General features: G+C 69.8%; 10 protein-coding genes. 8 read left to right on the plus strand and 2 right to left on the minus strand.

The annotated features are described in order from the left end of the window. The 6 genes from IE312_RS11420 to IE312_RS11445 all read left to right on the plus strand — a co-directional run. Nucleotides 1-1,700: ABC transporter substrate-binding protein (locus IE312_RS11420; RefSeq protein WP_229899554.1), on the plus strand; the 1,700-nt coding region annotated here is incomplete at its 5' end. A 111-nt stretch (nucleotides 1,701-1,811) separates the two neighbouring features. Beyond that, nucleotides 1,812-2,810 carry an ABC transporter permease gene (locus IE312_RS11425; RefSeq protein WP_189980870.1) on the plus strand — a complete coding sequence of 333 codons (999 nt, stop codon included), beginning with the start codon at nucleotides 1,812-1,814 and terminating at the stop codon, nucleotides 2,808-2,810. Then, entirely contained in the window at nucleotides 2,807-3,904 is a 1,098-nt protein-coding gene (locus IE312_RS11430; RefSeq protein WP_189980871.1) for an ABC transporter ATP-binding protein, read from the plus strand. The genes IE312_RS11425 and IE312_RS11430 overlap by 4 nt, the downstream gene beginning before the upstream one ends. A gap of 23 nt (nucleotides 3,905-3,927) precedes the next feature. Beyond that, nucleotides 3,928-5,631, plus strand: coding sequence for an ABC transporter ATP-binding protein (locus IE312_RS11435; RefSeq protein WP_229899556.1), 1,704 nt, complete (start codon nucleotides 3,928-3,930; stop codon nucleotides 5,629-5,631). 97 nt (nucleotides 5,632-5,728) lie between these two features. Further along, complete coding sequence (locus IE312_RS11440) at nucleotides 5,729-7,120, plus strand: M1 family metallopeptidase (RefSeq protein WP_189980875.1); 1,392 nt, start codon at nucleotides 5,729-5,731, stop codon at nucleotides 7,118-7,120. Between the two features lie 47 nt (nucleotides 7,121-7,167). Further along, nucleotides 7,168-7,827, plus strand: coding sequence for a trimeric intracellular cation channel family protein (locus tag IE312_RS11445; RefSeq protein WP_189980877.1), 660 nt, complete (start codon nucleotides 7,168-7,170; stop codon nucleotides 7,825-7,827). Here the strand turns inward: IE312_RS11445 and IE312_RS11450 are convergent. Beyond that, nucleotides 7,736-8,986 (minus strand): alpha/beta hydrolase, encoded by a 1,251-nt coding sequence (locus IE312_RS11450; protein ID WP_189980879.1) that lies wholly within the window; start codon nucleotides 8,984-8,986, stop codon nucleotides 7,736-7,738. The two genes, IE312_RS11445 and IE312_RS11450, sit on opposite strands and share 92 nt — an antisense overlap. 153 nt (nucleotides 8,987-9,139) lie before the next feature. On the opposite strand from IE312_RS11450, the gene IE312_RS11455 reads away from it, so the two are divergent. Next, on the plus strand, nucleotides 9,140-10,000 hold the full coding sequence (locus IE312_RS11455) for a thioesterase family protein (RefSeq protein WP_189980881.1): 861 nt from the start codon (nucleotides 9,140-9,142) through the stop codon (nucleotides 9,998-10,000). Here IE312_RS11455 and IE312_RS11460 read toward each other — a convergent pair. Then, the gene (locus IE312_RS11460) at nucleotides 9,987-10,586 is read right to left on the minus strand and encodes a TIGR03086 family metal-binding protein (RefSeq protein WP_229899558.1); all 600 of its coding nucleotides are present in this window, start codon (nucleotides 10,584-10,586) and stop codon (nucleotides 9,987-9,989) included. The two genes, IE312_RS11455 and IE312_RS11460, sit on opposite strands and share 14 nt — an antisense overlap. 102 nt (nucleotides 10,587-10,688) lie before the next feature. On the opposite strand from IE312_RS11460, the gene IE312_RS39600 reads away from it, so the two are divergent. Then, the coding region (locus tag IE312_RS39600) for a helix-turn-helix transcriptional regulator (RefSeq protein ID WP_229899560.1) at nucleotides 10,689-10,953 on the plus strand (265 nt) is incomplete at its 3' end.

Consider the following 10,953-nt stretch of genomic DNA (forward strand, 5'->3'; position numbering starts at 1 on the left):
GAGACAGCGACGAGAAGGGCTCGAAGAACGGCGCGGCCGGCTTCGACGCGGCCAACAACAAGGTCGCCCAGGCCTCCGCGGCCAAGAAGGGCGGCACGCTGCGGTTCGGCGGAGCCCAGGACGCCGACTCGTGGGACACCACGCGCGGTTACTACGGCTTCATGTGGAACTTCGCGCGCTACTACAGCCGCCAGCTCGTCACGAACAAGACGGAGCCCGGCAAGGCCGGCGCCCAGCTGACCCCGGACCTCGCCACCGGACTCGCCAAGGTCACCGACGACGGCAAGACCTACACGTACACCCTGCGTGACGGCATCACCTGGGAGGACGGCAAGCCGATCACGTCCCAGGACATCAAGTACGGCATTGAGCGCGTCTGGGCCCAGGACGTCCTGTCCGGCGGTCCGACGTACCTGAAGGACGTCCTCGACCCCAAGGGCCAGTACAAGGGTCCGTACAAGGACTCCGCCAAGGACAAGCTCGGCCTGAAGGCGATCGACACGCCGGACGCGAAGACCATCGTCTTCCACCTGCCGAAGGCGAACTCGGACTTCCAGGAGATGCTGGCCCTGGTCTCGGCGTCCCCGGTGCGCCAGGACAAGGACACCAAGTCGAAGTACGGCCTGCACCCGTTCTCCTCCGGCCCGTACAAGTTCCAGTCGTACAGCCCGGGCAAGGACCTCACTCTGGTCCGCAACGACCAGTGGAAGCAGTCCTCGGACCCGCTCCGCAAGGCCTACCCGGACAAGATCACCATCCAGTTCTTCTCGGACGCCAACCAGCTGGACCAGCGCCTGCTCAACGGTGACCTGGACCTGGACATCAACCAGACCGGCATGTCGCCCCAGGGCCGTACCACCGCCCTGAAGGAGCACAAGGCCAACCTGGACAACCCGGTCTCCGGCTACATCCGTTACGCGGTCTTCCCGCAGAGCGTGAAGCCGTTCGACAACATCGAGTGCCGCAAGGCCGTCATCCTCGGCGCGGACCACGTCTCGCTGCAGACCGCCCGCGGCGGCCCGGTCGCCGGTGGTGACATCGGCACCAACATGCTGCCGCCGTCGGTCCCCGGTGCGGAGGGGCAGAAGTACGACCCGTACAACGCCGCCGGCGCCGACAAGAACGGCAACGTCGCCAAGGCCAAGGAAGCGCTGAAGGCCTGCGGCAAGCCGAACGGTTTCTCCACCACCATCGCCGTCCGCAACAACAAGCCGGTCGAGGTGGCCACGGCCCAGTCGCTGCAGGCGTCGCTGAAGAAGATCGGCATCAACGCGCAGATCGACCAGTTCGACGGCTCGCAGACCACCGGCATCATCGGCAGCCCCTCGAACGTGAAGAAGAAGGGCTACGGCATCATCATCATGGGCTGGGGCCCGGACTTCCCGTCCGTCCAGGGCTTCGGTCTGCCGCTGTGGGACAGCAAGTACATCGCTGAGAGCGGCAACAACAACTACGCCCTGATCAAGGACAAGAAGATCGACGGCCTGTTCGACCAGTACGTCAACACGCTGGACGACGGCGGCAAGGCGAAGGTCGCCACCGAGATCAACCACAAGGTCATGGAGGGCGCGTACTACCTGCCCTTCGTCTTCGAAAAGTTCATCAACTGGCGCGGGTCCAACCTGGCGAACGTGTACACCACCGACGGCTACAGCGGTATGTACGACTTCGTCAACCTCGGCCTGAAGTCCGCGAAGTAGTCCCCGGTACACCCGCCGTACGGCACGAAAGGCAGGTGAAGGCCGGCGCGGCGTGATCGCGGGCCACCGGACGACCTCCGGTGGCCCGCGGTCCGCGGCGGGCCGTAAGCTGTGCTCGCTTACCTCATCAGGCGGCTGTTCGCCGCCGCAGTGATGCTCGTGGTCATCATCATGGTGGTCTTCGGCATCTTCTTCCTCGTCCCCAAGTGGGCGGGCGTGGACATCGCCACGAGTTTCGTGGGCAAGCAGGCCGACCCTGCCGCCGTCGAAGCGGTGCGAGTGAAACTGGGCCTCGGCGACCCGATCTACGTCCAGGTCTGGGAGTTCTTCAAGGGCATCTTCGCCGGCCGCACCTACTCGGCCGGCGGCGACGTCACCCACTGCTCCGCTCCGTGCTTCGGCTACTCCTTCCGCAGCGAGCAGGCCGTCTGGCCGGTGCTGACCGACCGCTTCCCGGTGACCCTGGGTCTCGCGCTCGGCGCCGCAGTGCTCTGGCTGGTCCTCGGCGTGTCCGCGGGTGTGCTCTCCGCGCTCAAGCGGGGCAGCCTCTGGGACCGCGGTGCGATGGTCGTCGCGCTGTCCGGCGTCTCCCTGCCCATCTACTTCACCGGCATGATCTCCCTGGCGGTCTTCGCCTTCGGCCTGAAATGGCTGGACGCGAAGTACGTGCCGCTGGACGAGAGCTTCACCGGCTGGTTCGGCGGCATGATCCTGCCCTGGATCACCCTCGCGTTCCTCTACGCGGCGATGTACGCCCGGATCACCCGCGCCACCATGCTGGAGATCCTGGGCGAGGACTACATCCGCACGGCGCGCGCGAAGGGCCTCAAGGAGCAGGTGGTCATCGGCAAGCACGCCATGCGCTCCACGATGACGCCCATCCTGACCATGCTCGGCATGGACCTCGGCGCGCTCATCGGCGGCGCCATCCTGACGGAGTCGACGTTCAACCTGCCCGGCCTCGGCCGCGCCGTGCTCGACGCCATCAAGAACCAGGACCTGCCCATCATCCTGGGCGTCACCCTGATCACTTCTCTCGCGGTGCTGATCGCCAACCTCGTGGTGGACATCCTGTACGCCGTGATCGACCCCCGAGTGAGGCTGTCATGACCGATCTGAGCAAGACCGGCGCCGCCGTGGGCGAGCCCGCCGCGGCCACGCCCGCCCCGAGCTCCTTCCTGGAAGTGCGTGACCTGAAGGTGCACTTCCCGACCGACGACGGACTGGTGAAGTCCGTGGACGGTCTCAGCTTCCAGCTGGAGAAGGGCAAGACCCTCGGCATCGTCGGCGAGTCGGGTTCCGGCAAGTCGGTGACCTCGCTCGGCATCATGGGTCTGCACACGGCCGGCCAGTACGGCAAGCGCAAGGCCCAGATATCCGGTGAGATCTGGCTGAACGGTACGGAACTGCTGTCCGCCGACCCGGACCACGTCCGCAGGCTGCGCGGCCGTCAGATGGCGATGATCTTCCAGGATCCGCTGTCCGCGCTGCACCCGTACTACACGATCGGCCAGCAGATCGTGGAGGCCTACCGGGTCCACCACGGCGTCGACAAGAAGACCGCCAAGCGCCGCGCGGTCGAGATGCTCGACCGCGTGGGCATCCCGCAGCCGGACAAGCGGGTCGACAGCTACCCGCACGAGTTCTCCGGCGGTATGCGCCAGCGCGCGATGATCGCGATGTCGCTGGTTAACAACCCCGAACTGCTCATCGCGGACGAGCCGACGACCGCCCTCGACGTGACGGTTCAGGCGCAGATCCTCGACCTCATCCGGGACCTGCAGAAGGAGTTCGGCTCCGCGGTCATCATCATCACCCACGACCTGGGCGTCGTCGCCGAACTCGCCGACGACATCCTGGTGATGTACGGCGGCCGCTGTGTCGAGCGCGGTCCGGCGGACAAGGTGTTCTACGAGCCCCGGCACCCCTACACGTGGGGCCTGCTCGGCTCCATGCCGCGGCTGGACCGCGAGCAGCAGGAACGCCTGATCCCGGTCAAGGGCTCCCCGCCCTCCTTGATCAACGTCCCGTCCGGCTGCGCCTTCAACCCGCGCTGCCCGTACGCCGACGTACCGAAGGACAACGTCACCCGCACGGTGCGCCCCGAGCTGGCCGAAGTCGGCAGCCGGCACTGGGCCGCATGCCACATGACGCCGGAACAGCGGGAGCGTATCTGGACCGAAGAGATTGCGCCGAAGCTGTGAGCGAGAACGCAGAGGACAAACCAGTGAGCATCCCCGCACAGAGCGGCGACGCCGAGGCCGCGGCCTCCGGCACGGCCGTCCTCGCCGAGGGAGCGGCTTCCGGCGAGACCCTGCTGAAGGTGACGGGCCTCAAGAAGCACTTCCCCATCAAGAAGGGCCTCTTCCAGCGGCAGGTCGGCGCGGTCCACGCGGTCGACGGCATCGACTTCGAGGTCAAGGCCGGCGAGACCCTCGGCGTGGTGGGCGAGTCGGGCTGCGGCAAGTCGACGATGGGCCGGTTGATCACCCGGCTGCTCGAACCGACCGCGGGGACGATCGAGTTCGAGGGCAGGGACATCACGCACCTCGGCGTCGCCGGGATGCGGCCGATGCGCCGCGACGTGCAGATGATCTTCCAGGACCCGTACTCCTCGCTCAACCCGCGGCACACCATCGGCACGATCGTCGGGGCCCCGTTCCGGCTGCAGGGCGTCGAGCCCGAGGGCGGGGTCAGGAAGGAAGTGCAGCGGCTGCTGTCGGTGGTCGGGCTCAACCCGGAGCACTACAACCGCTACCCGCACGAATTCTCCGGCGGCCAGCGCCAGCGCATCGGCATCGCCCGGGCGCTCGCGCTCAACCCGAAGCTGGTCGTGGCGGACGAGCCGGTCTCCGCGCTGGACGTGTCGATCCAGGCACAGGTCGTGAACCTGCTGGACGACCTCCAGGAGGAGCTGGGTCTGACGTACGTGATCATCGCGCACGACCTCTCGGTCGTCCGGCACGTCTCGGACCGGATCGCGGTGATGTACCTCGGCAAGATCGTGGAGCTGGCCGACCGGGAGTCGCTGTACAGGACGCCCATGCACCCGTACACCAGGGCGCTGATGTCGGCGGTCCCGATCCCGGACCCGCGGCGGAAGAACGAGAAGAGCGAGCGCATCCTGCTCAAGGGTGACGTGCCCTCGCCGATCTCCCCGCCGAGCGGCTGCCGCTTCCACACGCGCTGCTGGAAGGCGACGCAGATCTGCAAGACGACCGAGCCGCAGCTGGTGGAGCTGAAGCCCGGCCAGCGGGTCGCGTGCCACCACCCGGAGAACTTCGCCGACCAGGCCCCCCAGGACACGGTCCTGCTCTCGGCGGCGAAGGAGGCGTCGGAACTGGTTCCGGACGCGGTCGTCTCGGGCGGCCCGTCCGACGGCGCTCCGGCACCCGCCAAGGCCCCGGCGACCGAGAAGGCTCCGGCGGCCGAGAAGGCGTCGACGGCCGAGAAGGTCCCCGCGGCCGAGGAGGCCACGGCGGCCGCCGAGGCGGTCGAGGAGGCCAAGGCGGCCAAGGCGGCGGCCGACGGCGAGCCGGTGGCCGAGAAGGCCCCGGTGGCTGAGAAGGTCCCCGCGGTCGAGGCGGTCGAGGCGGTCGAGGAGGCCAAGGCGGCGGTCGAGGAGGCCAAGGAGGCCAAGGCGGCGGCCGACGGCGAGCCGGTGGCCGAGAAGGCCCCGGTGGCTGAGAAGGCTCCGGCGGCTGAGGAGGTCCCCGCGGCCGAGGAGGCCAAGGCGGCGGCCGACGGTGAGCCGGTGGCCGACAAGGCGCCGGCGGCCGAAGAGGCTGTGGCGGCCGTCGAGGCGGTCGAGGCGGCCAAGGAGGCCAAGGCGGTCAAGGAGGCCGAGTCCGCCGGGAGTTCCGTCGAGCCTGAGGGTTCGGACGGGACCGGCACCGACGCCACCGACTCCCAGGAGTCAACCGGCAAGTAGCACATGACAACTAGGTAAAGTCATGTACATGCCCGAACGGGAGAGTGAAGAGTCGTCCGCGTCCGACCAGTGATCGGCACGCTCGAAAGGGACGACCATGCCACTCTCCCGTTCGGCACGTCTGGGGGCTGTCGCCACCGCGGCAGCCTCCTTCCTCGTCATCGCCGCCTCCTCCGCGCCCACCCCCGGCGCCCCGGGCATCGGCGACACCTACTTCCCCCGGCTGGGCAACGGCGGCTTCGACGCCCGCCACTACGACCTGGACGTCGCCTACGCCCCGGACACCGGCCGCCTGGACGGCCGTACCACCCTCCGGGCCCGCGCCACCCAGCAGCTCTCCTCCTTCGACCTCGACCTCCAGCAGCTTGAGGTCACCGGTGTCCGGGTCGACGGCAGACCCGCCCGGTTCACGCGCGACGGCGACGAGATCACCGTCACCCCGCGCCGCCCGCTGCGCGAGGGCCGCGACTTCACCGTCTCCGTGACCTACGGGGGCGTACCGCAGGCCCTCGGCGGGCCGATCGTCTTCGGTTCCGCCTACGGGTGGATGAAGACCCCCGACGGCGTCTTCGTCGCCTGCGAACCCAATGCCGCCTCCACCTGGTTCCCGTCCAGCGACCACCCCGCCGACAAGGCCACCTACGACATCCGGATCAAGGCTCCCCGGGGCCTCACCGGGGTCTCCAACGGCCGGCTGGTGTCGACGTACGACAAGGGCGACTCGACGTACACCCACTGGCGGGAGTCGAAGCCGATGGCGACCTACCTCGCCACCGCCACCATCGGCAAGTTCGACGTGCGCACCGGCCGTACGCCCGGCGGCATCCCGATCTACGTCGCCACCGACCCCGTCCTGAAGGACCGCAGCAACGTCGACGTGTACGCCGTCACCGCCGCCGCGACCGACTACTGGTCGCAGGTCTTCGGGCCGTACCCCTTCGAGGAGACCGGCGCGATCGTCGACGACATGCCGGAGGCGGGGTTCTCGCTGGAGGTGCAGAGCAAGCCCGCCTACTCGGCCGTGCGCAACGAGACGACCATCGTGCACGAGCTGGCCCACCAGTGGTTCGGCGACTCGGTGAGCGTGGCGCGGTGGAAGGACATCTGGCTGAACGAGGGCTTCGCCACCTACGCCCAGTGGCTGTGGGCCGAGCACCAGGGCACCCGCACCGCGCACGACTCCTTCCTGGCCGGCTACGCGGCCCGGCCCGCCGACTCCGCCTTCTGGCAGATCAAGGTCGCCGACCCGCAGCGGGACACCATGTTCGCCTCCGCGGTCTACCAGCGCGGCGCGATGACGCTGCAGGTGCTGCGCGAGCGGATCGGCGACGCGGCTTTCTTCAGGCTGCTCCCGGCCTGGACCCGGCTCCACCGGTACGGCAACGCGGACACCGCCGACTTCATCCGCCTCGCCGAGCGCGTCAGCGGGCAGCAGCTGGACGACCTCTTCGACACCTGGCTGTTCACCACAGGGAAACCCGCCCTGTGAGCCTGGCTTTGTAAGGTTCACGCACTCCGACGGGTAAGAATGTCAGGGTGCAGCTCCAGCAACTCTTCAGTCCCTCCGTCCAGCACACGCTGGATGTCATCGGCATCTTCGTGTTCGCGATCTCCGGCGCGCTGCTGGCCGTCCGGAAGAACTTCGACGTCTTCGGCATCGCCGTGCTCGCCGAGGTCACCGCGCTGGGCGGGGGGCTGTTCCGCGACGTGATCATCGGGGCCGTGCCCCCGGCCGCCTTCACGGACCTCGGGTACTTCCTGACCCCGCTGATCGCCGCGCTCGTCGTCTTCTTCCTGCACCCGCACGTGGAGCGCATCCAGTCGGCGGTGCTCGTCTTCGACGCGGCCGGCCTCGGCCTGTTCTGCGTCAGCGGTACGACGAAGGCGTACAGCTACGGCCTCGGCCTGACCGCGTCGGCGACGCTGGGCCTGGCCACCGCCGTGGGCGGCGGCGTGCTGCGGGACGTGCTGGCCAACGAGGTGCCCTCGCTGTTGCGCTGGGACCGCGACCTGTACGCGGTCCCGGCGATCGTCGGCGCCACGATGGTCGTGCTGTGCCTCCGCTACGACGCGCTCAACCCCCTCACCAGCGCCCTCGCGGTCGTCACGGCTTTCGTGCTGCGCCTGCTCGCGATGCGGTTCCACTGGCGAGCGCCGCGTGCGTGGAACCGCCGGTCGACGGTGACGGAGGAGTAGTGCCCCCGGCGACGGACGTGTCCCGGCCCTTGGCGTGGCTCTGGCCCATCTGCAGGGTCAGCCAGCGGAAGACGCCGTCCACCTGCGGACGCCACAGCGCCATGGTGTGACCGCCCGCGCTGCGCGGCAGGAACACCACCCGCACCGTGGTCGGCGCCTTGGCGACGGACTCCAGCGCCATGCCCGCCTGGTAGCCGTCGCCCGACTCGCCGGAGAGGTACAGCGCGATCCGGGGCGGTTCGGCCGCCTTCCGCAGCAGCAGGTAGGGGTTGTTCGCGGCGCGCAGGGCGGGGGTCTGGGCGGCGAGGGAGTTGCGTTCGCCGATCGGGTCGTTGTAGCCGGACATGCTCACCGCGGCCCGGTACCGGTCCGGGTGGGCCACGGCCAGCTTGACCGCGCAGTGCGCCCCCGCCGAGTAGCCGGCCACCGCCCAGCCCTGGGGCGCCGGCTGGGCCCGGAAGTTGTCCGTGACCATCTTCGGGACGTCGATGCTGAGCCAGGTGTCGGCGTTGACCTGGCCCGGGACGTTGGCGCAGCCGGTGTCGACGCCGGCCAGCAGGTTGGTGCGCGGGGCGACCAGGATGAAGGGCGCGACCTGGCCGCTGCGCATCAGCGGCAGCAGCTGCTCGTGGGTCTTCATCGAGCCGAACCAGGCCTTGGCGGAGCCGGGGTAGCCCGGCAGCAGTTCCACCACCGGGAACCTGGTGTGGCGGTAGGCCGGTTCGCCGTACTGCGGCGGCAGCCAGACGTACACCTCGGCGTTGACGCCGGAGACCCGGCCCCGGAGCTGGGTGACCCGCACCCCGCCGGCGGCGCGCATGCCGGGTCCCTGGGCGGCCGAGAAGGCCTGTCTCACCTTGGGCAGCTGTTTCACCGCGATACCGCCGGTGCCGTCGCGGCCGAGGTCGGCGGCCTGCTGGACGTGGTTGCCCGTGCCGAGCAGGTCGGCCCAGTTGTCGTACAGGTTGTTCTGGTTGTTGACCAGGACGAAGACCAGTGTGACGGCCGTGCCCTGGGCGAACAGCAGCATTAGCACCCGCGCCACGGCCCGCAGCGGCCGGGGCCCGCGCATCCGTGACCACAGGACGAGTGGCAGTATCAGGGCGACCACGGACAGCACGACGGTCAGGTAGAGGAACGGAGTCCCGGTGAGGCTCATGTCCCCATAGAGGGAGATCGGCGGCCGGGGGTTGTGGACGTGTCAGGACACTTACCGAGAAATTGCCGGAACCTCACCCGGAGGCCGGATCGTGTCATCCGACCGTCACATAAAAAGCTACCGCTTAGTAGTTTTCTGCTGTACCGTTCAGCCATGCCTGAAGCAGCCTCCGCCCCGGCCGTGCGGGCCCTGATCGGCGACAGCGAGTTCGACCGCGACACCGCGGTGACCCGGCGCGAGCCCGGTGTCTACGACATCGACCTCTCGGCCGGCTGGACCATCATCAGCGCCGTCAACGGCGGCTACCTGCTGGCCGTGCTCGGCCGGGCCCTCGCGGACACCCTGCCGCACCCGGACCCGTTCACCGTCTCCGCCCACTACCTGACCGCCTCCCAGCCGGGCCCCGCGGTCGTGCGCACCGAGACCGTGCGCACCGGCCGGACCCTCTCCACCGGCCAGGCCTCGCTCTTCCAGTTCGACGACGAGGGCAACGAGGTCGAACGCATCCGCGTCCTCGCCTCCTACGGCGACCTCGGCACCCTGCCCGACGACGTCCGTACGACGGCCACCCCGCCCCCGATCCCGCCGCTGGAACGGTGCTTCGGCCCCGAGGACGGACCGGCCCCGGTCGACGGCAGCTCCGCCATCACCGAACGGCTGATGCTCAAGCTGGACCCGGCCACCGTCGGCTGGGCGCTCGGCGCGCCCTCCGGCAAGGGGGAGATGCGCGCCTGGTTCGGGCTCGCCGACGGCCGCGACGCCGACCCGCTCTCGCTGCTCCTCGCCGTGGACGCCCTCCCGCCCACCGCCTTCGAGCTGGGCCTCAAGGGCTGGGTGCCGACCGTGGAACTCACCGTGCACGTCCGCCACCGCCCGGCCCCCGGCCCGCTGCGGGTGTCGATCACCACCCGCAACCTGGCCGGCGGCTTCCTGGAGGAGGACGCCGAGGTGTGGGACAGCACCGACCGCCTGGTGGCCCAGTCCCGGCAGCTCGCCCGGGTCAGGCTCGGCTGAGCGGCTCGCGCCCCAGCCACGCCGCCAGCCGCCCGTAGGCGTCCGCCCCCTCGGGGGCCTCGCGGCGGTCGTCGAAGGGGGTCCGCGCGTCCCGCGGACGGGAGTCCGGCAGCACCCGCTGGGCGTTGGCGAGCGCGAACTCGGCGAGTTCGGGGTCGAGTTCGTGCGGGTGGCCGACGGCCTCGGCGAGGTCCCAGGTGTGCGTCACGATCTCCATGACGTACCCGGACAGCGCCGCGTGCCCCGGCACCTCGCCCCAGGGCACGCGCACCCGGGACGTCATCCGCTCGTCGCTCGCCCAGGCCTTCAGCGCGCGGACGCGCACCTCGTCGTAGGCCGCCGCCCAGCCGTCGTCGGCGACGCCCTCGGCGACGGGTTCCACCGCGAGTCCGTCGCCGCCCTCGCCGACCACGGCGATCCGCCGGGTGCCGCCGACGACGTGGCTCAGCAGGCCCCGCACGTCGAACTCGGTACACGGCGTGGGAGCGGCGAGCTGTTCCGGCCGTACCGTCTTGATCAGGGCGGCCGCCTGCTCGGTGGCGCGGGTGTAGAGGGGGCGCGGGTCGGTGAAACCGGTGGTGGTCAAGGGATGCACCTCTCGTGAGTCGGTGCACCGAGCATCCCCGGATAACCTGACAGAACCCGTCAACATTTGCGCCGGGTCCGCATCCGGCGGGATCCTGCCGCCGTGAAGTCCGACCGGCTGCTGTCGATCCTGCTGCTCCTGCAGACCCGGGGCCGTGTGCCCGCCCGCGAACTCGCCGGCCGGCTGGAGGTGTCGGTGCGCACCGTCTACCGGGACGTCGAGGCGCTGTCCGCCGCCGGCGTCCCGGTGTACGCCGAGCGCGGCCGGCACGGCGGCATCGCCCTCCTGCCCGGTTACCGCACCGACGTCACGGGACTGACCGCCGACGAGTCCCGCGCCCTGTTCGTCCTGGCCGCCCAGGGCGCCC

The organism is Streptomyces capoamus, from assembly GCF_014654935.1.
Classification (GTDB): domain Bacteria; phylum Actinomycetota; class Actinomycetes; order Streptomycetales; family Streptomycetaceae; genus Streptomyces; species Streptomyces capoamus.

Coding starts and splice junctions, on each gene's coding strand:
- IE312_RS11430 (WP_189980871.1), top strand. CDS start 2,807: ATGACCGATCTGAGCAAGACCGGCGCCGCCGTGGGCGAGCCCGCCGCG.
- IE312_RS11440 (WP_189980875.1), top strand. CDS start 5,729: ATGCCACTCTCCCGTTCGGCACGTCTGGGGGCTGTCGCCACCGCGGCA.
- IE312_RS11450 (WP_189980879.1), bottom strand. CDS start 8,986: ATGAGCCTCACCGGGACTCCGTTCCTCTACCTGACCGTCGTGCTGTCC.
- IE312_RS11455 (WP_189980881.1), top strand. CDS start 9,140: ATGCCTGAAGCAGCCTCCGCCCCGGCCGTGCGGGCCCTGATCGGCGAC.